Raw genomic sequence first — 23,940 nt, 5'->3', positions numbered from 1 at the left:
CTATGCAGGGCGGTGGTCGATGCGGGGCTGTCCGCAACGACGCTGTTCCTCGGGCGGCCCCGCTTGAGGAACTGTCGCGAGTAGCCCGGACGGAAGCGTAGTCCGGGATTCCCGGATTTCGCTACGCTCCGTCCGGGCTACGGGACCTACAGTACGTCCCTCACCGCGCCAGCCACTCCGCGACCAGCTTCTGCGAATCCGCGCGGGCCTCGGTGTCGGTGCCGACATGGCCGCGATCGGGCGTTTCCGCCTCGGTCGCAGACGCATGCAGCGGCAGGTTGGCGCGGTCGAAATCGTGATAGGCGCCGGGATAGACCACGATGCGCGCCAGCGCGCTGCGGCCATAGGCACCGTCCACCATCTGGCGGCAGGCCGGCGGCGAGGAGATGTCGTCCATGCCGCCGATCAGGAGCAGGGTCGGCACGCGCGTGCTCCACCCGAGCCCCGCCGAGATGCGACAGTCCGGATAGAACGCGATCGCGGCGCGAAAATCCGGCGCAGCGTCACGGCCGGCGTTCTGTGGGCGCACGGCCCAGAGCAGCGCGCTCGCGCCGTTGGCCCAACCCATCAGGCTGACGCGGTCGCGCGCGACCCAGGGCTGCTTCATCAGCCAGCCGCGCGCGACCGCGATGTCGGCAACGCGCTCGCGCCGCGCCTTGACGCGCACCTCCTTGACGCGGCATTGCGGCCCGAGCTCACGCGAGCCGTAGCTGTCGGGCCACAGCACCGCATTGCCGGCCTTGAGCAATTGCTCGCTCCAGTCGCGATAGCGCGGCAGCACGGGATCGGAATGGCCGCCAAGGCCGCCGCAGCCATGCAGCGCGATCACGGTCGGAAACGGGCCATCGCCGTCGGGCTTGTAGAGCTGCGCGTGCAGTGTTCCCGATGCGAGCGGAATCTCGATCGCCTGCGGCGCGAGCGCGGGCGTGGCGCGCGCGGCCGACATCAGGAGCATTGCGAAAAGGAGGGTGAACGGAAGGCGCATCGGAGACTGCCGGGTCATGAGCGGACCGGGACCAACGATCCTTCGCCGCAGAACTAACACGCGGGAATGCCTGCAAAACATCACAAATCAGTGGGTTTAACGGGCGGACAAGCGACCCTATCTATGCTAGATCGAAATCCACCAACTCACGCCCGGATCGCGGGCTTCCACGGAGACGATCGACCGTGCTGAACAAGTTCGGCCCCTCGGGCCACGGCGAAGCGCAAGTGCAATATCTGGACGGCGATTTCCGCGTGATCTCGCCGGGGACTTATGTGCGTTGCGCCCTGACCGACGCGCGGATCCCGCTCGACGAGCTGAAATACTGGAGCGTCGACCTGCAAGAGGCCTACGCCCAACCGACCGCCGTGCTGCAGCGGCATTTTCCGCGCGCGCTGAAGCCGCAGGAGTGATGGCCGCGGACCGCGTCTACTGCTCCGCACTTTCCATCCCCACACAGCTCTTCACGAAATTCTTCCTGGGCGCGCCGACGACCTTCTGATCGATCGCCTGCTTGAGGCAGTCGAGGCGCGCCTGCGCCATGCAAAGCTGCATCTGGTCGCGCTTGTCCTGGCCCTTCAGGCTCTGCGTCGTGGCGAGGCACGTGACGCGCTTGGTCGCCGGAACCGGCGCCGTGCTCGGCGCAGCGACCTGTGGCGACGACGTCTGCGCCGATACGGACGCAACGATCAGACAAACAAGACTGGCGGCAACGGCGACGGACGAGAGTTTCACGCGAGTTCTCCTGTTCGAGCTTGCATCGATAGGAGCCGTTCGATGAATGTCGGCTGAATGGTCTTTCCAGATTGTAGGGTGGGTTAGCGAAGCGTAACCCACCACTTTCTCTCGCGGCGGCCAAAGCGGTGGGTTACGCCTTCGGCTAACCTTACTGCGTCATAAAACGCTCTAACTCCTCATCCTGAGGAGCTTGCGAAGCAAGCGTCTCGAAGGATGTGGGCCACAGGCGGGGCCTCATGGTTCGAGACGCGCTTCGCGCTCCTCACCATGAGGGTTAGTGACACAGTAAGGCTAACCCACCCTACACGCTATCGCGTCGCGAACCGGTCCTCGCGCGCCTTGAACAGGCGGTCGCTGACGAAACGGCGCAGGGCTGCTCCGTCGTCGAATTCGAGCGTGACCGCAAACGGCACGATGGCGGCGGCAAGACCCGCCATGCCGCGCAGGCGCGCAAGGTCCTTCTCGGTGGTGACGAGCGTGAGCTGCTCGCGTCCTGCCTCCTCCACCATCGCATCGATCTCGGCCTTCGAGAACATGTGATGATCGGCGAAAGGACGCGTGCGCGCGACGTGGATGCCGCTGGCGCGGAGCGTACGGAAGAAGCGCTCGGGATCGCCGATGCCGGCAAAGGCAAGCACCGACTTGCCGAACAGACCTGCCACCGACGCAGCTTCCGGCTTCAGGCGCGCGCGCAGCACCGGCTTTCCGCGGCCGGCGATCGCGGCGGCGATGCCGTCAGCGGCGTGTCCGTCGCCGATCAGAACAAGCGCGTCGGTGCGCGACATCTGCATTTTCAGCGGCGCGCGCAGCGGACCTGCGGGAAACACCTTGCCGTTACCGATCCCGCGCGCGCTGTCGATCACGATGAGCGAGCCGTCCTTCAGGATGCGCGGATTCTGGAAGCCGTCATCCATCAGGATCACGGTCGCGCCCTGCGACCTCGCAAGCGCGACGCCGCCGAGGCGATCGCGCGCCACGACGACCGGCACCTCGTGCACCATCATCAGCGGTTCGTCGCCGACATCGGACGCACTGTGCCGCTCGCGGTCGACCCTCACCGGGCCCTGCAAGCGCCCGCCATAGCCGCGGCTGAGCACGACCGGAGTTTCGCCGAGTGCGCGCAAGAGTTTGGTCAGCGCCAGCACCGTCGGCGTCTTGCCGGCGCCGCCGACATGGTAGTTGCCGACGCAGAGCACGGGAATGCCGGCATCAAAGCCCTTGCGCATCATCCGGCGCTCCGCGATCGCGCCGTAGAGCGCGCCGAGCGGCCGTAAAAGATGCGACTTGAGCGAACGTGGCCGGTACCAGAAGGCCGGCTCACGCATTGGCGGCTCCCATCTCCAGCCGGAGCTGAAGCAGATAGGGCTCGAGCGCGAACAGCGTACGCTCCAGCGCGCCACCGAGCTGCTCGACCACGCCGCGGCCGGCACGCTGCATGGCCTCGCACGCGGCAGGATCGGCCAGCAATTGCCCGAGTTGCTTCACCAGGGCTTCCTGCGTCGCGGCTGAACGCGCACCGCCGCTCCTGTCGAGTGCCTCATAAAGTTCGCTGAAATTGGAGACGTTCGGCCCATGAACGATCGCGGCACCGAGCTTGATCGCCTCGATCGGGTTCTGGCCGCCGTGCCCGATCAGCGATTTGCCCACGAAGACGATCGGCGACAGGCGGTAGAACAGGCCGAGCTCGCCCATGGTGTCGGCGACATAGATGTCGGTCGCGGCCGTCGGCAGCTCCTCGCGCGAGCGCAGGCTGGCTTTGAGGCCCGAGGTCGCGACCAGTCCCGCGATCGAGGAGCCGCGGTCGGGATGGCGCGGCACGATCACGGTGAGCAACTGCGGAAAGAAGCCGGCGAGGCTGCGATGCGCGGCGATCAGCATCTCGTCCTCACCTGGATGGGTCGAGGCCGCGACGACGATCGGACGGCCCCGCGTCATCGTCATCAGCCGCTCGAGCTTGGCGGGGTCAGCGGGCGGCGCAGGCACGTCGAGTTTGAGATTGCCCGTGATGACGACGTTCCCGCTGCCCAGCGCGCTGAAGCGCTCGGCGTCGGTCCTCGACTGCGCAAGGCAGATGTCGAACCTGGAGAGCAGAGCCGAGATCGTGCCCTGCACCCGCCGCCAGCGCGGGAAGGAGCGCGGCGACATCCGCCCGTTGATCAGGACCATCGGCACGCGCCGCGCGGCGCCCGCCAGGATCAGGTTCGGCCACAGGTCGGATTCGATGAACAAAGCGAGCGACGGCTGCCAGTGATCGAGGAAGCGCGCGACGTAGCGCGGCGAGTCGTACGGCACGTATTGATGGATGACGTCGGGCGGAAAGCGCTTTGCCACCACCGCGGCCGAGGTCACCGTGCCCGATGTCAGCAGGATGCGCAAATTGAGGTCGCGCAGCCGCTCGACGAGCGCGGCTGCGGCCAGCACCTCGCCAACGCTTGCGCCGTGGATCCAGACCAGCGGGCCGTGCGGCCGCACGTCGTCACTGAGGCCGCGCCGCTCGCCGACGCGGGCCGGGTCTTCCTTGCCCTGCTTGAGCCGGCGCTTGATCAGCGCAGGCGCGAGCGGCACCAGACCGGACGACAGCCGCTGGTACATCCGCAGCGTCATCGGCAGCGAGTTAGCCATGGTCCGGTTCCGGGCGGCCGAGTTGGGCATAGGCGCGGCGGGTCGCTTCGTTCAACGTCTCTTCCAGCTCGTGCCGCAGCGCCTCCATGGTGGCGGCGTCGGCGTCCGGAGGGACGATGATTTCCTTGATGCCCACCAATGCGCCTCGCCCAAATGGCAAATTGATGGTCGTGCGATCCCAGTTCCGGAGCCGGATGAAGCGGCTGGTCGCCATCGCGAAAGGCATGATCGGCCGCCCCGATTCCCGTGCCAGCATGATGATGCCGAGCCCGGCCACGCGCGCGCGCTTCGGGACATCGGCGGTCAGTGCCACATTATAGTTGTCCTGGAGCGCCTGCACCATTTCCCTGAATGCCCCCACACCGCCCTTGCGATGGAAGGCGCCGCCGTGGTCGCCGGAGCCGCGAATCGTGCCGATGCCGAGCCGCTCCACCGCGATGGCGTTGAACTCGCCGTCGCGATGCCGGGAAATCAGCACCTTGGCGCGGTAGGACTCCTTGTTCTTGATGAACGGGGTGAGGAAATGCTGGCCGTGCCAGAAAGCGAAGATCGCCGGGATCCGCGGCTCGACCTGGCCGTAGACGTCCGGCGGATCGAAGGTGAACTTGTTGGTCCGCCAGACCAGACGCAGATATTCGGCCGCCAGAAACCCGACGGCACGCTGAACGAAGCTGCTTCGCAGCGTATTGCGAAGCAGTCTTTTCAACGCGCCGGCTTCGGTTCTTGACCCGGGTCGAGCAGCCGGTGGAGATGGACGATGAAATAGCGCATCTGGGCGTTGTCGACGGTCATCTGCGCCTTGGACTTCCAGGCCGCGTAGGCGGTCGCATAGTTCGGATACAGGCCGACGATGTCGACGTCGTCCAGGTTCTTGAACGTGTTGTGGTCGAGGTCGACGAGCTCGCCACCGATGACGAGATGGAGCAGTTGCTGCGGGGCATTATCTGGCATGAGTTCTCTTCCTAACGGGGTGCCCGGCAAGCAGTGATCGATAAGCACAACGGACACGCTCAGGGCAAGGGGCGCTTTCGAAAATGCGCGACAATGTTCGCATGACGATCGCGGCCCGCGGCCACCAGCACCCCGTGCGCCACTTCCCGGCGATTATAGAGGAGGGGATCTCCGGAGAGGTCGCTCATCCTACCATCCGCTTCCTGCACGATCAAATCGGCCGCCGCAAGGTCCCAGTCATGGCTGTTGCCCCCCGCAAAAGCCGCATCGAGCGCGCCGTGGGCGACCCGGCAGAGGCGGAGCGCCAGCGAACCGATTCGCGGATGCAGCGTGATCTCGCCCAGTGACGGCTTGAGGCGCTCGACCAGCGGCTTCGGCCCGGCAACGCGGGAGAAATCGAGCTTTGACCCTTCGGTCGCCCGCACGGGCACCTCGTTCAAGGTCGTGCCTTGTCCACGCACGGCAAAGAAGAACTCGCCGGTCGTCGGTGCGAAGACCGCGCCGAGAACGGGCGATGCATTCTCGACCAGCGCCACGCTGACGCACCAGTCGTCATGGCCATTGAGATAGTTGCGCGTGCCGTCGATGGGATCGACGACCCAGACCCGCCGCCGCTCAAGCCGCGCCTCGTCGTCGGCGCTCTCCTCCGAGAGCCAGCCATAGTCCGGTGTCGCACCGCGCAGGCGCGCTTCGAGGAGATCGTTGACGGCGATGTCGGCTTCCGAGACCGGTGAGGAGGCGCCCTTGATCCACTTCTTCAGCTCGGTGCGGAACATCGCATGAGCGAGGCTGCCGGCTTCCCGCACCGTATCCTTCAGCAGCGCCGCATCGCGTGTCAGGATGGTCTCGTCGATCGATATCGCGTCAGCGTCCGCCAAGCGTCAAACCCTCGATGCGCACCGTGGGCGCATTGATGCCGTAGCGGAACTTGAGATCGTTGGCCGGCTGCATCGACTTGAAGATCTCGAACAGATGGCCCGCGATCGTGACCTCGCTGACGGGATAGGTGGTCTTGCCGTTCTCGATCCAGAAGCCGGAGGCGCCGCGGCTGTAATCGCCGGTGACGCCGTTGACGCCTGAGCCGATCAGGTCGGTGACGTAGAAGCCCTGGGCTATATCGGAGATCAGCTCAGCCGGAGTCGGCGTTCCAGCTTCGAGATGCAGATTATACGGGCCCGGCGAAGGCGAGGAGGAGACGCCGCGATGGGCGTGGCCGGTGGTCTGGAGCCCGAGCTCGCGCGCGGTCGCGCAGTCGAGCAGCCACGTCGTCAGCACGCCCTCGTCGACCAGCGCGTGGCTCTTCACCGCGACGCCTTCGGCGTCGAAGGTCTGAGAGCGCAAGCCGCGCTTGCGCAGGGGATCGTCGATGATGCGGATGTTCCTGGCAAAGAGCTGCTGGCCGAGCTTGTCCTTCAAAAAACTGGTCTTGCGCGCGATCGAGGCGCCGTTGATGGCGCCGACGAGATGGCCGACCAGCGAGCCCGCGACGCGCGGATCGAACACGACGGGCACCTTGCAGGTCTCGACCTTGCGCGGATTGAAGCGCGCCACGGTGCGCTCGCCGGCGGAGCGGCCGACGGTTTCCGGCGACAACAGATCGGCGGCATGCGGTGCCGAGGTGAAATCGTAGTCGCGCTCCATGCTCGTGCCTTCGCCGGTAATCGCGGTCGCCGAGATGCCCTGGCTGGAGCGCAGGTAAGAGCCGTGGAAACCGGTGCTCGTCACCAGCACCATGCCGCCGATGCCGGCGGAGGCCGACGCGCCGCCGGATTTCGTCACGCCTTTCACGGCGAGCGCTGCGGCTTCGGCTTCCAGCGCGCGGCGCTCGAGCTCGGCGGTCGCAGGCACGTCGGGATCGAGCAGATCGAGATCGGGGAAGTCGCGCGCGAGCAGCGCGGGATCGGCGAGGCCGACATATTTGTCGAGCGGAGCGACCTTCGCCATCGCAACCGCGCGTTCCGCGAGCTTGGTCACGGCGTCGCCGCTGACGTCGTTGGTCGAGACCACCGCCTGGCGCTGGCCGACCAGCACGCGCAGGCCGACATCGTCGCCCTCGGAGCGCTCGGATTCCTCGACGCGGCCGTCACGGACCTCGACGCCTTGCGAGATGCCGCGAACGGCAACGGCATCGGCCGCGTCCGCGCCGGCACGCCTGGCTGCCTCAACCAGCCGCTGCGCGAGATCTGACAGCGCGGACTGATCGAACAGGTCGCGGTTGGCTTTGGACGAATCCTGGGGCGAAGGCGTCGAGCTTGGTGAAGCGTTCACGAACGAAATCCTGTCGGGATTGGCGGTTTCGAAGCCTGTAGCGGCCAAACCCACCAGATGTGCCCAATTGGAGCGGACTTCAAGCATTTTCGGGCCATGAAAGACTCAGATTCTCGCCTTTCGCGCAACGTCCCGTCAATCATGTGCGCCAAGGTCTTGTCAATCATGAGCGACGGTGACGCCTCCTTAACCAGCCTTTTTAAGCGGTTTCGGAAAGGGCCGCGCTAAGGTCCTCGCATCGACCGGGAACATAATCCCGGCGGGGAGAACTAAAAGCCGTGAGGCGTCAAACATCAACATGCGGGGTCGCACCCGCGGGGTCGAGCCACTCGCTGCGGCTCGACCCCCTTTCCCTTCCGGTCCGCTTCGACGCGCATGATCCGCGCGCCGACGGATGCACCAGGCAGATCGAGCTTCATCGCGAGCGTGTCGTGCTGCGCCGTGCCGTCCGCGGCATGCAGATGGCGATCAACGTCCGCGTCAGCGATTTCACCGGCATCGCGCTGCGCGGCAATGACGAGGCGCAGGCGCTCGTCCTCGTCCATCGCGACCCTTCGCTCTCCGTTCCGCTGCTGGTCGGCGCCGAAGCCAATGAGCTTGCCGAGGCCTGGGCGATCTGGAGCGAGATCTTCGCGCTTCCGCAGCTCGACGAAGGTGCGCGCAAGCCCGCAGCCCGCCGCCGCCGCGCCAACGCGATCCGCGCCCGCCGTCCGAAATTCTTGATGCGCCGGCGTACCGGCATAGTGCGCGAGCTGCCGGTGCATCGCGACGAACGCGAGATCATCGCGCGGAATTGACAGTGCCGTAGGGTGGGTTAGCCGAAGGCGTAACCCACCAAGATCTATCCGCATGGAAAGTAAAGTGGTGGGTTACGCTTCGCTAACCCACCCTTACGCATTTGCGTCAGGCCGCCCGCACCACCGCATCCGCGAGCAATCCCGCAAACAGCAGCAATCCCGCATCGCGGTTCGACTTGAACAGGCGCAGGCACAGCGCGGGGTCGCCGATGTTCAGCCGCCTGATCTGCCAGGCCAGATGCGCGGCAAAGGCGGCGAGGGCGAGCCAGGCCGGCCAGCGCACGTCGGCGGAGGCAAGGGCGACGCCGATCAGCATCACCGCGAGCCCGTAGAACATCATCAACGCCTGATGCGTGTGCGCTCCGAACAGGCGCGCGGTGGACTTGACGCCGATCAGCGCATCGTCCTCGGCATCCTGATGCGCATAGATCGTATCGTAGCCGATCACCCAGGCGATCGAACCGGCGTAGAGCACGAGCGCGGTCAGATCGAGGCGCGCGAAGGTGACGGCAAAGCCCATCAGCGCGCCCCAGGAGAAAGCGAGCCCGAGGAAGACCTGCGGCCACCAGGTGACGCGCTTCATGAAGGGATAGACGGCAACGATCACCAGCGAGGCGATGCCGGTCATGACCGCAAAGCGGTTGAACTGGAGCAGCACGGCGAGGCCAACCAGTGCCTGCGCGACCAGGAAGGCCAGTGCCTGCTTCACGGTCAATTGCCCAGCGGGCAGCGGCCGCGAGCGCGTGCGCTCGACCTTCGCGTCGAGGTCGCGGTCGGTGATGTCGTTCCAGGCGCAGCCCGCGCCGCGCATGACGAAGGCACCGATGAAGAACAGCAGGATCGTGAGCGGCAGATGACGGATGTCGCGCGCTATGCCGGCGGCGAGTGCCGCCGACCACCAGCACGGCATCAGCAGCAGCCAGGAGCCGATCGGACGATCGAAGCGGGACAGCCGCAAATAAGGCCGCGCCCATTGCGGCGCGAGCGTATCGACCCAGTTGCCGGTGGAATCGGCAACGCGGGCTGATGTGCTAGTGCCCCGTTTTCGAAGTTCGTATTCCATCGCGGTGCATTCCGGTACGAACTTCGAAAACAATAAGGGCACTAGCAAGAAATCATAGCTCACGTGCCGCTCATCGATTTGAAGTTCCTATGACGAACTCGCAGCAAGCGCTGTAGGAACTTCGAATCGGCGGCACGTGCCTCATCGGGTCAGGACGTTGCCGTTGAGCGTGTCGAAGGTGTTGCCGCCCTTCTTGGCGACATTGGCTTCGGGCGCCGACGCGGAGCCGAGCACCTCGCTCAGGGACGGGCCGGCCGGCCCGCGCTGCTTCATCTGCTGCGCCACCTGGCAGACCCTGCCCTGCATGGCCTCGGTGTTCTTGTGCCCGGCCTTCAACTGCTCGCCGATCTGCGGCGGAATTCCGCATTTGGCGGCATTGGCCTCGACATATTTCACCATCTTCACCTCGGCCTGGGCGAAATTGCCGATCAACTTGCAGGCCTCATCCGGCGGCGCCTTGCGGTCGCTTGCGGCCTTGATCATCTTGCCGCGCTTCTCGGCCTCGTCCCGCAGCGCCATGAAGTTTTTCATGCACTGCTCGGCACCGGCGCTGGGCGCGCTCGGCGGCGCGGCGCCAACGCCCGCGCCGACCGGCGGGGCACCATTGGTGGGGAACGAGGCCTGCGGCGGGGGCGCGCCGATTCTGGCGACCGGCGCGGAGCCATTGACCGGCGGAAAGGCAGGATCGTTCGCGGGGGCCGCAGCCTGGCCGGGCAGCGGCGCGGGAAACGCGCTCTGCGCCTGGACACTGGCTGCGCCCATCGTCACCATGGCGGCAGTGATCGGAACCATCAAACGACGGATCATCAAGGCAGTATCTCCGGCAGGATCCACAGGGGGTCGGCGCCTTCCCAATTGAAGCGCAACCGGCGTTTTCGCGCTTTTACGATTCCTGCCGGCTCTTAACAACCCGTCGAATAGGGCAAGAGCGCGGCGCGGAGACGCACGCTGGAGGCAATATTTACCCCCAAATCCCTGCTTTCGGTTAAGAACGGCGGCAAACCGGACCCTGAACGCATGCCTTCCCACGACTTCCGCGCCCCCCGCCTGTTCGTCGAGGCCGACCTCATCCAGGACGCCAGGGTCGCGCTCGACCGTGACCAGAGCAACTATCTCGGCAACGTGCTGCGGCTTGGCGCCGGCGATGCCATCCTGGCGTTCAACGGCCGCGACGGCGAATGGCAGGCCGCGATCGAGGGCCGCAAGCGCCCCGACGCCCTCGTGATCCTCAAGCAAACGCGCTCGCAGGACGGACTGCCGGACCTTGCCTACGTCTTCGCGCCGCTCAAGCATGCGCGGCTGGATTACGTCGTCCAGAAGGCGGTGGAGATGGGCGCTTCCACCCTCCAGCCGGTGCTGACCCGCTTCACCCAGGCCTCGCGCGTCAATGGCGAGCGGATGCGCGCCAACGTCATCGAGGCGGCCGAGCAATGCGGCATCCTCTGCATTGCGACCGTGGCCGATCCGGTTCCGCTGGAGCGTTTCCTCAGCCAGCGAGCCGCGCAGCGGCTCCTGGTGTTTTGCGACGAGGCGGCGGAGACGCAAAACCCGCTCAAAGCCCTGCAAGCCGCGCGCGATGCGGCGCAGGGCATCGACGTGCTGATCGGCCCCGAGGGCGGCTTTGCCGAGAAGGAGCGCGCCCTGCTTCTGCGCCAGCCCCATATCCTGCGCCTGGCCCTGGGGCCGCGGATCCTGCGGGCCGACACGGCGGCGGTAGCGGCCCTTGCGCTGGTGCAGTCCGTGCTCGGCGATTGGGGCGGCCAGCCGGGCTAGCCGACCGTTAAGACATTGAGCCATTGGAGGTCGAAACCGCGGACGGGCCATGCTAAGGGGCTGCGCCAACGCGCATCGCCACCTTTGCCCGCCCCGGTTTCGCCGGGACAAACGGACCCCATCATGACCGCGACTGCCACCTCAAATGCTGCCGGCTCCGCCGCCTGGGCGGATACGCTGCTGTTGTCGTTCGCGCAGGCCGGTTACGTCCATGCCGACCCCGCGATCCTCCAGCCGGCGGAGCCGTTCCTGGACCTTTCCGGCGAGGACATCCGCAAGAGCCTGTACCTGACCACCGATGCGACCGGCGAGGAACTCTGCCTGCGCCCGGACCTGACGATTCCGGTGGCCCGCGACTACCTGGCCTCGGGGCGCGCCGGCGAGCCCGCGGGCTTCAGCTATCTCGGCCCGGTGTTTCGTTACCGGAGCGGCCGTCCGAGCGAGTTCCTGCAAGCCGGCATCGAATCCTTCGGCCGCCAGGACCGCGCCGCGGCCGACGCCGAGATGCTGGCGCTGGCGCTGGAAGCGACCGCGGCCTTCGGTGTGCGTGACGTCGAGATCCGCACCGGCGACGTGGCGCTGTTCAATGCAGTGATCGACGCGCTCGACCTGTTCCCCGTCTGGCGGCGCCGACTGATCAAGGATTTCAACCGCAAGATCAGCCTCGAGCAGGATCTGGAACGACTGTCGATCGCAACCGCCGCCACCCGCAACGAGTATGAAGGCGTACTGGCGGCACTTGCAGGCTCCGACCGCAAGGCGGCGCTCGCGCTCGTCACCGACCTGATGTCGATCGCCGGCACCACCAATGTCGGGGGCCGCACCACGGCCGAAATCGCCGACCGCTTCCTCGAGCAATCCACCCTGAAGAGCGGCGCCCTGCCGCGCGAGGCGCTGACCGTGCTCAAGCGCTTCCTGTCGATCGCAGGCAATCCGGATCAGGCGGTCGCCGAGTTGCGCGCGCTCGCCGCGGATACCAGGCTGGATATTGCGGCGGCGATCGACCTGTTCGAGAACCGCGTCGGCTTCATGGCCGCGCGCGGCATCGACGTGAAGGAGACACGCTTCTCGACCTCGTTCGGGCGCGGTCTCGACTACTACACCGGCTTCGAGTTCGAAGTGCATCACAGGGGCAACGGCGTCGAGCCGCTGGTCGCGGGCGGCCGCTACGACGGCCTGATGACGCAGCTCGGATCGCAGACGCCAATCCCCGCGGTCGGCTTCTCGGTCTGGGTCGATGCGCTCGCCAAGATCGGCCGCAAGGGAGCTTAAGTCATGAGCGCGCCGTTCGTTCTGGCCGTTCCGTCCAAAGGCCGCCTCCAGGAAAACGCCGAAGCCTTTTTCGCGCGCGCGGGGCTGACGCTGTCGAAGGCCGGCGGCGCGCGCGATTATCGCGGCACCATCGCAGGGCTCGACAATGTCGAGATCGCCTATCTGTCGGCGAGCGAGATCGCCTCGCAGCTCGCCCGCGGCATGGCGCATCTCGGCGTCACCGGCGAGGATCTGGTGCGCGAGAACATTGCGGATGCCGACAAGCGCGTGGCGCTGATCGAGCGGCTCGGCTTCGGCTACGCCGACGTCGTGGTCGCCGTGCCGCAGGCCTGGATCGACGTCCGCACCATGGCCGATCTCGACGACGTCACCACCGGCTTCCGCGAGCAGCACCACCGGCGGATGCGGGTCGCGACCAAATTCATCAATCTCACGCGGGCCTTCTTTTCGAGCCACGGCATCGTCGACTACCGGATCGTCGAGAGCACTGGCGCGACCGAAGGCGCGCCTGCGGCCGGCACCGCCGAGCTGATCGTCGACATCACCACGACCGGCACGACGCTTGCCGCCAATGGCCTCAAGATTCTCGACGACGGTGTCATCCTGCGCAGCCAGGCCAATCTGGTCGCCTCCAGGGACGCCGACTGGTCGCCCGAGGCGCGGGAGACAGCCCGCATCATCCTCGATCATATCGCGGCCCGGGCGCGGGCGAACCAATACCGCGAGGTCCGCACCCGCTTCCGGCAGTGCGACGCGGCGTTGCTGGGCGAAGCCCACCAGAAATTCGGTGTGGAGGCACCGTTCGGCGGGCCAACCTCGTCAGGCATGTTGACGCTGCACTGCCCGCCCGCAAAGCTCTATGCGCTGGCGAGCTTCCTGCGCGATCATGGCGCCGAGACAGTCTCGGTGGTCTCGCTCGACTACGTCTTCGACCGCGAGAACCCGCTGTTCGCCAAGCTCGAGGTGTTCCTGCGCACGTGAGCTGCAAGGATTCCTCAGGCCTGTTCAGCGTAGCGACAGGTAACGGCCGCTACCATATGCTGTTCGATGGACCGCCTTTGATACCTGGAACCTGATCGATGACGCTCGGCTCTGATGTTTCCGGCCTGACGACCACCACGGCGAGCGCCGCGGCGAAGGGGCTGTCGATCGTCGTGCCGGTTTACAACGAGGCGGCGGGGCTTGCTTCGCTGCACCAGCGGCTCTGCGATCTCGCCAAAACCTTGCGGCAGCGCTATCGCCTCGGCTGCGAGGTGGTCTATGTCGACGACGGCAGCGCGGACTCGACGCTTGCGATCGCTCGTGCGCTGCCGGCCGATGCGATCGACGTGCAGGTGGTGTCGCTGTCGCGCAATTTCGGCAAGGAGGCGGCGCTGATGGCCGGCCTCGACCATGCAAGGCGCGGCGCCGTGATGTTCATGGACGGCGACGGCCAGCATCCGCCGGCGCTGGTGGAACAACTCGTCGGGCACTGGATCGATGACGGCTATGACGTCGTCTATACCGCCAAGGCGCATCGCGACAACGAACCGTTCCTGCGGCGGCTCGCCGTGCACGGCTTCTATGCACTGATCAATTGGGGCGCGCGGCAGAAGATCCCCGAAGACGCCGGCGACTTCCGCCTGCTCTCGCCGAGGGCAGTCGCAGCGCTGCGGCAACTGCCCGAGCGCAATCGCTTCTTCAAGGGGCTGGCGAGCTGGATCGGCTTCCGCCAGATCCGCGTCGACTACGAGCCCGCGGCGCGCGCCCATGGCGTGACCACCTTCAATGCAGCCCGGCTGCTCGGCCTCTCGATCGAGGGCCTGACCTCGTTCTCGGTGGCGCCCTTGCGCTTTGCCAGCCTGCTCGGCGTGGTGCTCGCGGGCGGCGCCTTCCTGTTCGGCCTCTCCATCCTCTGGGAAGTCTGGACCACCGGCAAGCAGGTGCCCGGCTATCCCTCTCTCGTGGTCGGCCTGATGACGATCGGCGGCGTGCAGCTCATCATGATCGGCATCGTCGGCGAATATATCGGCAAGATCCTCTCCGAGCTGAAGGCGCGGCCGATCTACTTCGTCGCCGAGCACAGCGAGAAGCGTTTCGAGACCGACAAGGCTGACGACGCCTCGAGCAGGGCAGCGGCGGAATGAACGAAGCGGCGAAGCCGCGGCGTATCTGGCTCTGCGCCGACGATTACGGGATCGGCGCGGGCGTCAACCTTGGGATCCGCGACCTCATCGAACGCGGCCGTCTCAATGCGACATCGGTGATGATGCTGGGACCTACGATCGGCCGCGGCGAGGTCGACGCGCTGGAGGCGTCCCGGACAAAGAGCCCGCGCTGCGCGATCGGCTTGCATGTCACGCTGTCGGCGCCGTTCCGCCCGCTGACCATGCATTTCCGCCCGCTCGAAGGCGACATGTTCTTAGCCTTTCCCAAACTGTTGCGCGCGGGACTGCTGCGGCGGCTCGACCGCGAGATCATCCATTCAGAGGTGAAGGCGCAGCTTGCGGCGTTCGCGCAGGCGTTCGGACGCGCGCCTGATTTCGTCGACGGCCATCAGCACGTGCAGCTCTATCCGCAGGTGCGCGACGCTTTCATCGCTGCCGTCGGCGAGGCCGCGCCAAAAGCCTGGGTGCGCCAGGGCGGCCGCGAGTTGCCGCTGATGCAGCGGCTCGCCTCGCCGAAAGCGCTGGTGCTGGATGTCCTGAGCGCGCAATTCCGCCGCCGCGCGCGGCAGGCCGGTCTCGCCTTCAATCCTGTCTTCGCCGGCGCCTATGACTTCACGCGGGACGAGGCCGATTTCGGCAAGCTGATGGGCGAGTTTGTCGCAGGCTTGCCTGACGGCGGCCTCGTGATGTGCCATCCCGGTTTCGTCGATGACGCCCTGCGCAGCCTGGATCCGATGACCGAGGTCCGCGAGCGCGAGCACAATTACCTCGCAAGCGAGGCGTTCCCTCAATTGCTGGCGGCGAACAACGTGACATTGGCATGAAACCGCCGGGCGCAAGGCACCGGGCAGCTTGTCGCATACGGAAATTTAATCCGCCGCCTACTGTTGGCGCCACAATGGAACCCTACATCTTCGGCGCGCTTGGTTCGCGCAAGGGAGATCGATCATGACGCCGCAAGAACGCCAGCTCGTCGACGAGCTTTTCGACCGGCTTTCCAAGCTTGAGAACGCACCGCGCGATCCGAACGCGATCGCCGCGATCAATGACGGCCTGAACAAGGCGCCGAATGCCATGTACGCGCTGGTGCAGACCGTGCTGTTGCAGGACGAGGCGCTCAAGCGCGCCAATGCCCGCATCCAGGAGCTGGAGGCGGCGAACGCGCCGCAGCAGCAAAGTCAATCAGGCGGTTTTCTGGACTCCATGCGCGAGTCCCTGTTCGGCGGTGGCCAATCGCGCGGCTCGGTCCCGAACGTGCCGCAGCGCGAGCAGCGGCCGGTCTGGAACTCCGGCCAGGCGATGCAGCAGGCGCAACCGCCCGGCTACAGCCAGCCTCCTTACGGGCAGCAGGGCTACGGCGCCCCGCCCTTCGGCGGTGGCGGCGGCTCGTTCCTCGGTACGGCGGCTGCGGCCGCGGCCGGCGTCGTCGGCGGCTCGCTATTGCTCTCCGGCATCCGCAACATGATGGGCGGGATGGGCGGATCGCATCAGGCGTTTGGCGACACCACGATCATCGAGGAGCGTGGTGGAGGCAGCGGCGGCAGTCCTTGGGGCGGCAGCGACCAGTCCGGTGGCTCGCTCGCGCGCGATGCCGGCCTCAACGATATCGGCTCCAGTCGCGACCGCGACGAGTCCCGCCAGGGCCTCCTCGACCAGGCGTCGAACGATCGGAACGACGATCAGCAGGACTATGACGACGCCAACGACATCGACATGCCCGACGACAGCGATTTCGGCGGCGATGACGACGGCGGCAGCGATTACGCTTAAGCAGCATCACCTTCAAATGCAAAACGGCCGCCCTTGCGGCGGCCGCGAGCTTGGCTCAGTCACACACTTCCGCTTGTAGACCGCCCCCACAGTAGTTGGCTCCGCACTTCATGGGAGCAACCCGACAGCCGGCCCTTACCGGCCGACAGCCCGCGTTGTTACAAATCATTTGACCAGATGCAGGACGGCTTCGCCGGTGCCGCTTCGATCTGCTTCCGCACCGCGTCTCGCTTCTGTGTATCATCGCGGGTCGCAACGGGCTTTTTGTCCTGAACCTTCTCGCACTCGTTGTCGTCGTTCACGCGGTAGCCGGCGCGGCAGGATATCTTTACGCATTGATCTCCATCAGCCTTGAAGCCGCGCTCGCAGACCAGCGGACAGACGCGTCCTTGCTTCGCTTTCAGCGCGTCTAACGCATCGACGCTCGCGAGCTCACATCGAACTTGGTCCCGGCATATTTGTTGAACATCGAGAGGGACCGCTGCGACGATGCGTTCCAGTCGCCATCGGCAGGGGTCGCCAGCACAGCGATTACGCGCAACGCCCGATCTTCTTGCTCTCCGTGTTCTTACGGCGAAGGTCGGGGATCTATCCGCAAAGCCGGTGAAAGTTGAAGGCGCCGAGACTCTCCTTTCATCAGGAATTCGAGCTGCGCGCGCATTCTTCGCCTCTCCCCGCAGGCGGGGAGAGGCGAAGAAAACCATCACATCACCACCACCCTGGTGCCGACATTGACGCGGCCGTAGAGGTCGATGACGTCCTCGTTGCGCATCCGGATGCAACCGGAGGAGACGTTAGTGCCGATGGTCCAGGGCTCGTTTGAGCCATGGATGCGATAGAGCGAAGAGCCCAGATACATGGCGCGCGCGCCAAGCGGATTTTCAGGGCCGCCTTCCATGTGCCGCGGCAGATCGGGACGGCGTGCGATCATTTCGGCCGGCGGCGTCCAATCCGGCCATTCGCGCTTGGCCGTGATCGCCTTCACACCCGACCAGGTGAAGCCGGGACGGCCGACGCCGATGCCGTAGCGCAGCGCCTTGCCGTTGCCCTCAACGAGATACAGGAACTTGTTGGGCGTATCGACGACGATGGTGCCGGCGCCTTCCTTGCCCTCGTAAGCGACGAGCTGTTTTTCATACTTCGGATCGAACGGACGCAAGCGCGGATCGGCTGCCTCCTGCTCCGGCACCGCGCCCGGCATCCGCGGCTCGCCCATCGGCGGCAAACGGCGCTGGTCGTAATAGGCCGGCTGCTGTTGATACGTCGGCTGTTGCTGCGGATAATAGCGCTGGCCGCGCTCCTCGCCGCCGAACAGAAATTCGATGAAGCCGCCGCCCATGTTGGCATTGGAGGCGACGCGCATCGGCTGCGGCTGAACCTGCGGCGCATAAAGCACGGCGGGCGGATCGGATGGCGCGGTATGGTCGAAGGCGGCGGCGCGGTCGATCCCGGCGACAAGGGTGCAAGCGCTGCCGAGCAGCGCGACAGACATATTCTTGAACATCGACGTACTCTGTACTGTTTCGTCTGGTGCGTTCATCGCGGCGGGCGCAGCACTGACGTGCCCTGGCGATGAAGCTCACTTAAGATCAAAAGCCGTTTGGTTTGGTAAACGGAAACGGCGTCTTGATTCACCACGTCGCGAACATCAGCGCCTTTTGTCCGCTAGCGTTTATTTTCGGTGAACAGCTGATACGCATGGTTAATCGGCGGTGGACATGCGCATCGCGAGCGATCGCAAAGCAGCTGCTGCCGTGAACGTCGTGTTAAATCCCTTCTGTCTACAAAGGCCGCATGAGTGAGGTGGGGGGAGTTCCAATATGGCTGTTCACCGCAAGCGTTTTCGCGTCGAGGAAGCTATCGTCGGCGAGATGCCAATTCCCGAGATGATCGACGAGGCTACTCCGATGCACAGCGAGATCATGGCCGAGCTGCGCGCGATCCGCGCGCAAATGGCGCGCAACAGCCACGCCGGGCAGGCATCGATGGCGCCGGGCGATGCCGTCGTGGCGCAGGAAGTCGCTGAGACCCGCGCGATGCTGGAAACCTATCGCGCTCAGATCGAGCAGTGCGAGAAGCTGAAGGTCGAGCTCGACCTCATTCACGACGCCATCAACCGCACCAAGCGCGAAATCGCGACGCTGCACGGCAAGAGCTTTGACGGTGGCGAAATGGCCAAGGTCAATGGCGAGCTCGGCGCCGTCGTCGGCGGCACCGAGCAGGCGACCCAGCAAATCCTCGAAGCAGCCGAGTCGATCGACCAGGCCGCCAGCGCGCTCTCCAAGGTGGATTCGGTGGACCAGCAGAAGCAGCTCGCCGACGACATCCAGGAGCGCGTCATCTCGATCTTCGAGGCCTGCAACTTCCAGGACCTGACCGGCCAGCGCATCAGCAAGGTGATGGGCACGATGAAGTTCATCGAGCAGCACATCAATGCGATGATGGAGATCTGGGGCGGCGTCGATGCCATCAAGGCCCACGCGGCGCCGATCGTCGACACTCGCGACGAGGACGCCAAGCTCCTCAACGGGCCCAAGCTCGCCGGCGACGTCGGCCACGCCTCGCAGGACGACATCGACGCCCTGTTCGACTGAGCAGACCGGAGTTACGGAAAAGCAAAACGCCGGGCCGAGCCGGCGTTTTGTTTGGAACCACCCCCGCCGTCATCGCCCGGCTCGACCGGGCGATCCAGTATTCCAGAGAGGGCGAGGCTGGAGTCGAGAAGCCGCGGCGTACTGGATGCCCCGCCTTCGCGGGGCATGACGAAGGGAGAGACTACGCCCGTGGCGCGCAGCGGACGTAGACCATGTTGCCGTAGCGGGTGGCGGCATCCTTGTCGATGAAGCGGGTGACCATGACGCGGCCGTCGAAGGAGACGATCTCACGGTCCTGCTCGCCGGGGGTCGCGCCGGGCGGTCCGATATAGTTCTTGCCGCTCGGTGAGCCCTTCAGCCGCAGTTCCTGCGGCGTCGCCTGGTCGGCCAGGTGCATGATCACGCCGCCGCTCGAGCCGGCGCCGATCACATAGGGATTCTTGCACTGCGCGCGGGCCGCGGCCTCGGTACGGGCGCGGTCGGCCGGGTTCTGGAACGAGGCAAGGCCCCAGCGGCCGACGATCTCGTCGGCGCGGATCGAGGCCGGCATTTCCGGCCCGGTGCCGGGCTCGGCCTCGGGCGGCGGCGATGACGACGAGAACGACGGCAGGCTCATGCCGCCGCCACATGCGCCCAGCAGCAGCGCCAAGGCCGCGGCGGCGCCCAGCTTGGCAACCGTCCCAGCGTGAGCTGAACTGATCATGGCATTCCCCCGAGCAAAGCGCCCCCCAAACACGAGCCTGGCCACACCGTCCTGCAGCCAAGCGCAAAACCACCGTCGGGGCAATGACGTCGTAGAATACGCCAGCGTCCCCAATTCGTTTCGATCGTCAACATCCTATATCCGTCTCACCAATGGCTTAACCACCTTTGCTTGACAGGATCGCGGCCAAGCCATATTTCCGGGCGCACTATTAGCACTCGGGAAGCCCGATTGCTAAAGCGCGCCGTTCGATCCTGGCATTCGATCCTGACAGAGGTCGGACGGGGGCGCAGGCCCCTCACCTACTTCCGCTGCTTCCGAAGCGAGCTTCCAAAGGGAAACGTCATGGCTAAGTCCAAATTTCGTCCGCTGCATGACCGTGTCGTGGTCAAACGTATCGATGCCGAGGAAAAGACCAAGGGCGGCATCATCATTCCCGACACCGCCAAGGAGAAGCCGTCCCAGGGCGAAATCGTCGCCGTCGGCCCGGGCGGCCGCGACGAGGCGGGCAAGCTGATTCCGATCGACCTCAAGGTCGGCGACCGCGTGCTGTTCGGCAAGTGGTCGGGCACCGAGGTCAAGATCGACAATGAGGATCTCCTGATCATGAAGGAGTCGGACATCATGGGTGTCCTGGCCTAAGGCCGACCGCCTGAACAGCCGCTGAATATCGTGCCCGGACCTTCGATCCGGGCATCGTTCATGATTTCGCCACGGATTGCCGCGCCTTGCCCGGCAACGAGCGGCGAGCACATCACCAAACATCAAGGATTGCAGAAAATGGCTGCCAAAGACGTCAAGTTTTCCGGAGACGCGCGCGAACGCATGCTGCGCGGCGTCGACATTCTCGCCAACGCCGTCAAGGTGACGCTCGGCCCGAAGGGCCGCAACGTCGTCATCGAGAAGAGCTTCGGCGCGCCCCGCATCACCAAGGACGGCGTCACCGTCGCCAAGGAGATCGAGCTCGAGGACAAGTTCGAGAACATGGGCGCCCAGATGGTCCGTGAGGTCGCCTCCAAGACCAACGACCTCGCCGGCGACGGCACCACCACCGCGACCGTGCTGGCCCAGGCCATCGTGCGCGAAGGCGCCAAGGCCGTTGCCGCCGGCATGAACCCGATGGACCTCAAGCGCGGCATCGACACCGCGGTTACGGCTGTCATCAAGGACATCGAGAAGCGCGCCAAGCCGGTCGCCGCCTCCTCCGAGGTCGCCCAGGTCGGCACCATCTCGGCGAACGGCGATGCCGCCATCGGCAAGATGATCGCGCAGGCGATGCAGAAAGTCGGCAACGAGGGCGTCATCACCGTCGAAGAGAACAAGTCGCTCGACACCGAGGTCGACATCGTCGAGGGCATGAAGTTCGACCGCGGCTATCTGTCGCCCTACTTCGTCACCAACGCCGAGAAGATGACCGCCGAGCTGGAGGACGCCTACATCCTCCTGCACGAGAAGAAGCTCTCCGGGCTGCAGGCCATGCTGCCGGTGCTGGAAGCCGTGGTGCAGTCCGGCAAGCCGCTCGTCATCGTCGCCGAGGACGTCGAGGGCGAGGCGCTCGCCACGCTCGTGGTGAACCGTCTGCGCGGCGGCCTGAAGGTCGCCGCCGTCAAGGCCCCGGGCTTCGGTGATCGCCGCAAGGCCATGCTCGAGGACCTCGCGATCCTCACCGGCGGTCAGCTGATCTCCGAAGAGCTCGGCATCAAGCTCGAGAACGTCACGGTGAAGATGCTCGGTCGCGCCAAGAAGGTGGTGATCGACAAGGAGAACACCACGATCGTCAACGGTGCCGGCAAGAAGCCGGACATCGAGGCCCGCGTCGGCCAGATCAAGGCCCAGATCGAGGAGACCACCTCGGACTACGACCGTGAGAAGCTCCAGGAGCGTCTGGCCAAGCTCGCCGGCGGCGTCGCGGTGATCCGCGTCGGCGGCGCCACCGAGATCGAGGTCAAGGAGAAGAAGGATCGCGTCGAGGACGCACTCAACGCCACCCGCGCAGCCGTGCAGGAAGGCATCGTGCCCGGCGGCGGCGTCGCGCTGCTGCGCGCCAAGAAGGCGGTGGGGCGTCTGTCCAACGACAATGCCGACGTGCAGGCCGGCATCAACATCGTGCTGAAGGCGCTGGAAGCCCCAGTCCGCCAGATCTCCGAGAACGCGGGCCTCGAAGGCTCGGTCGTCGTCGGCAAGATCCTGGAGAACAAGTCCGAGACATTCGGCTTCGACGCCCAGACCGAGCAGTATGTCGACCTGGTCGAGAAGGGCATCATCGACCCCGCCAAGGTGGTACGCACCGCGCTCCAGGACGCCTCCTCCGTGGCCGGCCTGCTGGTGACCACCGAAGCCATGGTCGCCGAGCTGCCGAAGAAGGAAGCAGCTCCGGCGATGCCGGCGGGCGGCGGTATGGGCGGCTTCTGAGCCCGTCGCGACCAGCCCAAGAATCACACGAAGGCCGCCTCCGGGCGGCCTTCTTTTTTGCGGACCATGGCGTTGCCGACCAAGCCTTGCGCATTCCGATTCAACCGCCGGTCAAAACCCACTACGGTGGCGCGCCGATTCTAGAGCGCGATGAGCTGGGGATGAATCGTCATCGCGCTTCAGGCTATTGTTCGAGCATGATCTTTCCGGAAATCCGCTTCACGCTGTTCCGGATCATGCTCCATCTCTGAGGATTTCGTCGATGCGCGCGCTTTCGTTCTGCTCGATAGGCTTTTTGGCGGTTTTGGTTGCGGTTGCGCCTGACGTCGCGTCCGCCCAGATGAAGCTGTCGCCGAAGGCCACGGCGCCCGGCGGAACCGAGACGCGCTATTTCACCTCGATCGACGGGCTGATGGACGGCAATGCGGACGTCATCCTGAAGGAGACCCGCCAGGGCAAGACGGTCACCTCGGCCGTGCTCGACGTCTGCTATCCCGCCGCGAAGAATTCTGACCGCAAGGACCGCTTCGTCGTCAATCTCACGGTCGCCGGCCAGCTGATGACGGGCACGACGCAGAGCCTCGGCGGCAAGGCGCCGGTCACCGTCAAGCTGACGCGCAAGCAGACCAGCGACACCTTCGAGTTCCGCGGCCAGATCTCGATCGGCGGCAACGTGACCGTGGTCGCCTCCCCCGACAATTCCGATCTCAGCGAGAAGGAGTTTCTGGACAACCAGACCTCGGACGACGGCATCACGCCGCAGCCGAAGGACTTCACGGAAGTCTCGCCGGAGGCGATCGCGGTCAAGGTGAAGTTAGAGGCGGCGACCGATTTCCTGAAGAGCCTGAAGGGTCAGGATGTCGAGGTGACGCTGGCCAGCCTGTCGGTCGGCTGCGACGCGCTGCGCGCCGGGGAGCAGACCATCAACATGTCGGTCGACCCGGAGCGGGCGAGCGCGCTGCTCGCCAAATTCAAGGCGATGCCGGGCGTCACCGCGGCGGGCTGGACCGCCGGTATGATGGAGATGGACCGCACAATCCGCCTCTCCGCCGCCGACTGGCGCGACGGCGACAAGATTGGCCGGGACCGGCTCGCCGGCACCGTCGCGAACGTACTGGCGCGGACGCTGGCGGCAAAACCCGTCTCGCAAAGCTTCAACCCCGTCACCGGCAAGCTCAAGGTCCTGTTGAAGCGGCCGAACCAGGATTTCCCGGCACTCGAGCTCACCGACACGATCGAAATCGCTGGCCTCGTCTCGGCCGACAGGCCCGGCAACAGCGACCGTCTCCTGCTTTGGGTCGGCAGCCCCGCGATCACCACGGCCGACGAGAGCACCGGCGCCAAGCTCAATCTGTCGGATGAAACGAGCACCGATGAAGAGGGCGATCAGACCGACGACAACGGCGCGATCGAGGCGCTGGCGAAGGAGTTGAAGGGCCAGCGCTGGGACGCCGACAAGTCGGTGTGGAAATAGTCAGGCGCCGCCGCAGCCGTTTTGCTTGATCGTTAAGATTCGATTCAGTTTAAGCGGCCATCATCGGGTAACCGAACGTGGGTCGCATCATGCAAGACCACGAGCCGAGTACCCTTGAAAACATCTGGTTGGGGAATGTGGCTGGCGGCCAGTTGCCGAGGCAGCCGGCCAGGCTGCGGGATCTCTTGAGCCACGATCGCGAAGAGGTGCTGGTGCTACGGGACCCGCATGGCGTTCGAGTGCGCAACTTTCTGCTGTCCACGATTGCGCTGACGGCAAGCTTTGGACTGGGATGGGCGGGAGGCGTGAATTGGCCTGAACTCGCAAGCATGATCAGCCTCCGTCCAGTGATCCAGAAACAAACGGCTTCA

At 65.5% G+C, this 23,940-nt stretch carries 25 protein-coding genes and 1 pseudogene; 13 read left to right on the top strand and 13 right to left on the bottom strand.

Annotation, left to right across the window (positions count from 1 at the left end; genetic code table 11):
* Positions 1 to 160: 160 nt before the first annotated feature.
* Entirely contained in the window at positions 161 to 985 is an 825-nt protein-coding gene (locus QA640_RS08555; RefSeq protein WP_283040266.1) for a dienelactone hydrolase family protein, read from the bottom strand.
* A 185-nt stretch (positions 986 to 1,170) separates the two neighbouring features.
* Between QA640_RS08555 and QA640_RS08550 the strand changes: the two genes are divergently transcribed.
* Entirely contained in the window at positions 1,171 to 1,398 is a 228-nt protein-coding gene (locus QA640_RS08550) for a DUF2093 domain-containing protein (protein WP_283040265.1), read from the top strand.
* Positions 1,399 to 1,414: 16 nt separating this feature from the next.
* Here the strand turns inward: QA640_RS08550 and QA640_RS08545 are convergent, their stop codons facing one another.
* From QA640_RS08545 to QA640_RS08515, 7 genes are all read right to left on the bottom strand, one after another.
* The gene (locus QA640_RS08545) at positions 1,415 to 1,720 is read right to left on the bottom strand and encodes a hypothetical protein (protein ID WP_283040264.1); all 306 of its coding nucleotides are present in this window, start codon (positions 1,718 to 1,720) and stop codon (positions 1,415 to 1,417) included.
* Between the two features lie 311 nt (positions 1,721 to 2,031).
* Positions 2,032 to 3,048, bottom strand: coding sequence for a tetraacyldisaccharide 4'-kinase (gene lpxK / locus QA640_RS08540; protein WP_283040263.1), 1,017 nt, complete (start codon positions 3,046 to 3,048; stop codon positions 2,032 to 2,034).
* The gene (locus QA640_RS08535) at positions 3,041 to 4,345 is read right to left on the bottom strand and encodes a 3-deoxy-D-manno-octulosonic acid transferase (RefSeq protein WP_283040262.1); all 1,305 of its coding nucleotides are present in this window, start codon (positions 4,343 to 4,345) and stop codon (positions 3,041 to 3,043) included. The genes lpxK and QA640_RS08535 overlap by 8 nt, the downstream gene beginning before the upstream one ends.
* Entirely contained in the window at positions 4,338 to 5,051 is a 714-nt protein-coding gene (locus tag QA640_RS08530; RefSeq protein ID WP_283040261.1) for a lysophospholipid acyltransferase family protein, read from the bottom strand. The genes QA640_RS08535 and QA640_RS08530 overlap by 8 nt, the downstream gene beginning before the upstream one ends.
* On the bottom strand, positions 5,048 to 5,296 hold the full coding sequence (locus QA640_RS08525; protein ID WP_283040260.1) for a DUF4170 domain-containing protein: 249 nt from the start codon (positions 5,294 to 5,296) through the stop codon (positions 5,048 to 5,050). The genes QA640_RS08530 and QA640_RS08525 overlap by 4 nt, the downstream gene beginning before the upstream one ends.
* Positions 5,297 to 5,355: 59 nt before the next feature.
* Positions 5,356 to 6,174 carry a 3'(2'),5'-bisphosphate nucleotidase CysQ gene (locus QA640_RS08520; protein WP_283040259.1) on the bottom strand — a complete coding sequence of 273 codons (819 nt, stop codon included), beginning with the start codon at positions 6,172 to 6,174 and terminating at the stop codon, positions 5,356 to 5,358.
* Positions 6,161 to 7,564 carry a TldD/PmbA family protein gene (locus QA640_RS08515; protein ID WP_283040258.1) on the bottom strand — a complete coding sequence of 468 codons (1,404 nt, stop codon included), beginning with the start codon at positions 7,562 to 7,564 and terminating at the stop codon, positions 6,161 to 6,163. Before QA640_RS08515 ends, QA640_RS08520 begins: the two co-directional genes overlap by 14 nt.
* A gap of 278 nt (positions 7,565 to 7,842) precedes the next feature.
* On the opposite strand from QA640_RS08515, the gene QA640_RS08510 reads away from it, so the two are divergent.
* Positions 7,843 to 8,361, top strand: a complete 519-nt coding sequence (locus QA640_RS08510) for a DUF6101 family protein (protein ID WP_283040257.1) — start codon at positions 7,843 to 7,845, stop codon at positions 8,359 to 8,361.
* Between the two features lie 106 nt (positions 8,362 to 8,467).
* On the opposite strand, the gene ubiA is transcribed toward QA640_RS08510, so the two are convergent.
* A complete protein-coding gene (gene ubiA / locus QA640_RS08505; protein WP_283042749.1) occupies positions 8,468 to 9,424 on the bottom strand; it encodes a 4-hydroxybenzoate octaprenyltransferase in 957 nt (318 codons plus the stop codon).
* A gap of 141 nt (positions 9,425 to 9,565) precedes the next feature.
* Positions 9,566 to 10,231 (bottom strand): hypothetical protein, encoded by a 666-nt coding sequence (locus tag QA640_RS08500; RefSeq protein WP_283042748.1) that lies wholly within the window; start codon positions 10,229 to 10,231, stop codon positions 9,566 to 9,568.
* Between the two features lie 210 nt (positions 10,232 to 10,441).
* Between QA640_RS08500 and QA640_RS08495 the strand changes: the two genes are divergently transcribed.
* The 6 genes from QA640_RS08495 (at position 10,442) to QA640_RS08470 (ending at position 16,386) form a co-directional block, all read left to right on the top strand.
* Complete coding sequence (locus QA640_RS08495; protein ID WP_283040256.1) at positions 10,442 to 11,197, top strand: 16S rRNA (uracil(1498)-N(3))-methyltransferase; 756 nt, start codon at positions 10,442 to 10,444, stop codon at positions 11,195 to 11,197.
* A 123-nt stretch (positions 11,198 to 11,320) separates the two neighbouring features.
* Positions 11,321 to 12,469 carry an ATP phosphoribosyltransferase regulatory subunit gene (locus QA640_RS08490; RefSeq protein WP_283040255.1) on the top strand — a complete coding sequence of 383 codons (1,149 nt, stop codon included), beginning with the start codon at positions 11,321 to 11,323 and terminating at the stop codon, positions 12,467 to 12,469.
* A gap of 3 nt (positions 12,470 to 12,472) precedes the next feature.
* Positions 12,473 to 13,450: an ATP phosphoribosyltransferase gene (gene hisG / locus QA640_RS08485; RefSeq protein WP_283040254.1), complete on the top strand. Its 978-nt coding sequence runs from the start codon at positions 12,473 to 12,475 to the stop codon at positions 13,448 to 13,450.
* Between the two features lie 98 nt (positions 13,451 to 13,548).
* Entirely contained in the window at positions 13,549 to 14,595 is a 1,047-nt protein-coding gene (locus QA640_RS08480) for a glycosyltransferase family 2 protein (RefSeq protein WP_283040253.1), read from the top strand.
* Positions 14,592 to 15,440, top strand: a complete 849-nt coding sequence (locus QA640_RS08475; protein WP_283040252.1) for a ChbG/HpnK family deacetylase — start codon at positions 14,592 to 14,594, stop codon at positions 15,438 to 15,440. The genes QA640_RS08480 and QA640_RS08475 overlap by 4 nt, the downstream gene beginning before the upstream one ends.
* A 124-nt stretch (positions 15,441 to 15,564) precedes the next feature.
* A complete protein-coding gene (locus QA640_RS08470; RefSeq protein WP_283040251.1) occupies positions 15,565 to 16,386 on the top strand; it encodes a DUF2076 domain-containing protein in 822 nt (273 codons plus the stop codon).
* A 55-nt stretch (positions 16,387 to 16,441) separates the two neighbouring features.
* Here the strand turns inward: QA640_RS08470 and QA640_RS08465 are convergent.
* Together QA640_RS08465 and QA640_RS08460 are read right to left on the bottom strand one after the other, a co-directional pair.
* Positions 16,442 to 16,897, bottom strand: a pseudogene (locus tag QA640_RS08465) (caspase family protein); the annotation flags it as partial.
* 192 nt (positions 16,898 to 17,089) lie between these two features.
* Positions 17,090 to 17,890, bottom strand: a complete 801-nt coding sequence (locus tag QA640_RS08460) for a L,D-transpeptidase (protein ID WP_283040250.1) — start codon at positions 17,888 to 17,890, stop codon at positions 17,090 to 17,092.
* A gap of 316 nt (positions 17,891 to 18,206) precedes the next feature.
* On the opposite strand from QA640_RS08460, the gene QA640_RS08455 reads away from it, so the two are divergent.
* Positions 18,207 to 18,980 carry a protein phosphatase CheZ gene (locus tag QA640_RS08455; protein WP_283040249.1) on the top strand — a complete coding sequence of 258 codons (774 nt, stop codon included), beginning with the start codon at positions 18,207 to 18,209 and terminating at the stop codon, positions 18,978 to 18,980.
* Positions 18,981 to 19,161: 181 nt separating this feature from the next.
* On the opposite strand, the gene QA640_RS08450 is transcribed toward QA640_RS08455, so the two are convergent.
* Entirely contained in the window at positions 19,162 to 19,683 is a 522-nt protein-coding gene (locus tag QA640_RS08450) for a hypothetical protein (RefSeq protein WP_283040248.1), read from the bottom strand.
* Positions 19,684 to 20,028: 345 nt separating this feature from the next.
* Here QA640_RS08450 and QA640_RS08445 point away from each other — a divergent pair, with 345 nt between their 5' ends.
* The 4 genes from QA640_RS08445 to QA640_RS08430 all read left to right on the top strand — a co-directional run bounded on the left by QA640_RS08445 (position 20,029) and on the right by QA640_RS08430 (position 23,569).
* A complete protein-coding gene (locus QA640_RS08445) occupies positions 20,029 to 20,325 on the top strand; it encodes a co-chaperone GroES (RefSeq protein WP_027525027.1) in 297 nt (98 codons plus the stop codon).
* A gap of 138 nt (positions 20,326 to 20,463) precedes the next feature.
* On the top strand, positions 20,464 to 22,095 hold the full coding sequence (gene groL / locus QA640_RS08440) for a chaperonin GroEL (RefSeq protein ID WP_283040247.1): 1,632 nt from the start codon (positions 20,464 to 20,466) through the stop codon (positions 22,093 to 22,095).
* Between the two features lie 86 nt (positions 22,096 to 22,181).
* The gene (locus tag QA640_RS08435; RefSeq protein ID WP_283040246.1) at positions 22,182 to 22,346 is read left to right on the top strand and encodes a hypothetical protein; all 165 of its coding nucleotides are present in this window, start codon (positions 22,182 to 22,184) and stop codon (positions 22,344 to 22,346) included.
* 11 nt (positions 22,347 to 22,357) lie between these two features.
* Entirely contained in the window at positions 22,358 to 23,569 is a 1,212-nt protein-coding gene (locus QA640_RS08430) for a hypothetical protein (protein WP_283040245.1), read from the top strand.
* The last annotated feature ends 371 nt before the right edge of the window (positions 23,570 to 23,940 follow it).

The organism is Bradyrhizobium sp. CB82 (assembly GCF_029714405.1).
Lineage (GTDB): Bacteria > Pseudomonadota > Alphaproteobacteria > Rhizobiales > Xanthobacteraceae > Bradyrhizobium.
Note: the sequence above shows the minus strand (reverse complement) of the source record. Positions and strands in the feature narration are given on the sequence as shown.

What these genes read in the sequence shown, in the direction of transcription:
- QA640_RS08500 (WP_283042748.1), bottom strand. Translation starts at nt 10,231, where the DNA reads ATGATCCGTCGTTTGATGGTTCCGATCACTGCCGCCATGGTGACGATG.
- QA640_RS08470 (WP_283040251.1), top strand. Translation starts at nt 15,565, where the DNA reads ATGACGCCGCAAGAACGCCAGCTCGTCGACGAGCTTTTCGACCGGCTT.
- QA640_RS08445 (WP_027525027.1), top strand. Translation starts at nt 20,029, where the DNA reads ATGGCTAAGTCCAAATTTCGTCCGCTGCATGACCGTGTCGTGGTCAAA.
- ubiA (WP_283042749.1), bottom strand. Translation starts at nt 9,424, where the DNA reads ATGGAATACGAACTTCGAAAACGGGGCACTAGCACATCAGCCCGCGTT.
- hisG (WP_283040254.1), top strand. Translation starts at nt 12,473, where the DNA reads ATGAGCGCGCCGTTCGTTCTGGCCGTTCCGTCCAAAGGCCGCCTCCAG.
- QA640_RS08450 (WP_283040248.1), bottom strand. Translation starts at nt 19,683, where the DNA reads ATGATCAGTTCAGCTCACGCTGGGACGGTTGCCAAGCTGGGCGCCGCC.
- groL (WP_283040247.1), top strand. Translation starts at nt 20,464, where the DNA reads ATGGCTGCCAAAGACGTCAAGTTTTCCGGAGACGCGCGCGAACGCATG.
- lpxK (WP_283040263.1), bottom strand. Translation starts at nt 3,048, where the DNA reads ATGCGTGAGCCGGCCTTCTGGTACCGGCCACGTTCGCTCAAGTCGCAT.
- QA640_RS08455 (WP_283040249.1), top strand. Translation starts at nt 18,207, where the DNA reads ATGGCTGTTCACCGCAAGCGTTTTCGCGTCGAGGAAGCTATCGTCGGC.
- QA640_RS08480 (WP_283040253.1), top strand. Translation starts at nt 13,549, where the DNA reads ATGACGCTCGGCTCTGATGTTTCCGGCCTGACGACCACCACGGCGAGC.
- QA640_RS08525 (WP_283040260.1), bottom strand. Translation starts at nt 5,296, where the DNA reads ATGCCAGATAATGCCCCGCAGCAACTGCTCCATCTCGTCATCGGTGGC.
- QA640_RS08495 (WP_283040256.1), top strand. Translation starts at nt 10,442, where the DNA reads ATGCCTTCCCACGACTTCCGCGCCCCCCGCCTGTTCGTCGAGGCCGAC.
- QA640_RS08555 (WP_283040266.1), bottom strand. Translation starts at nt 985, where the DNA reads ATGCGCCTTCCGTTCACCCTCCTTTTCGCAATGCTCCTGATGTCGGCC.
- QA640_RS08430 (WP_283040245.1), top strand. Translation starts at nt 22,358, where the DNA reads ATGCGCGCGCTTTCGTTCTGCTCGATAGGCTTTTTGGCGGTTTTGGTT.
- QA640_RS08460 (WP_283040250.1), bottom strand. Translation starts at nt 17,890, where the DNA reads ATGTTCAAGAATATGTCTGTCGCGCTGCTCGGCAGCGCTTGCACCCTT.
- QA640_RS08490 (WP_283040255.1), top strand. Translation starts at nt 11,321, where the DNA reads ATGACCGCGACTGCCACCTCAAATGCTGCCGGCTCCGCCGCCTGGGCG.
- QA640_RS08535 (WP_283040262.1), bottom strand. Translation starts at nt 4,345, where the DNA reads ATGGCTAACTCGCTGCCGATGACGCTGCGGATGTACCAGCGGCTGTCG.
- QA640_RS08475 (WP_283040252.1), top strand. Translation starts at nt 14,592, where the DNA reads ATGAACGAAGCGGCGAAGCCGCGGCGTATCTGGCTCTGCGCCGACGAT.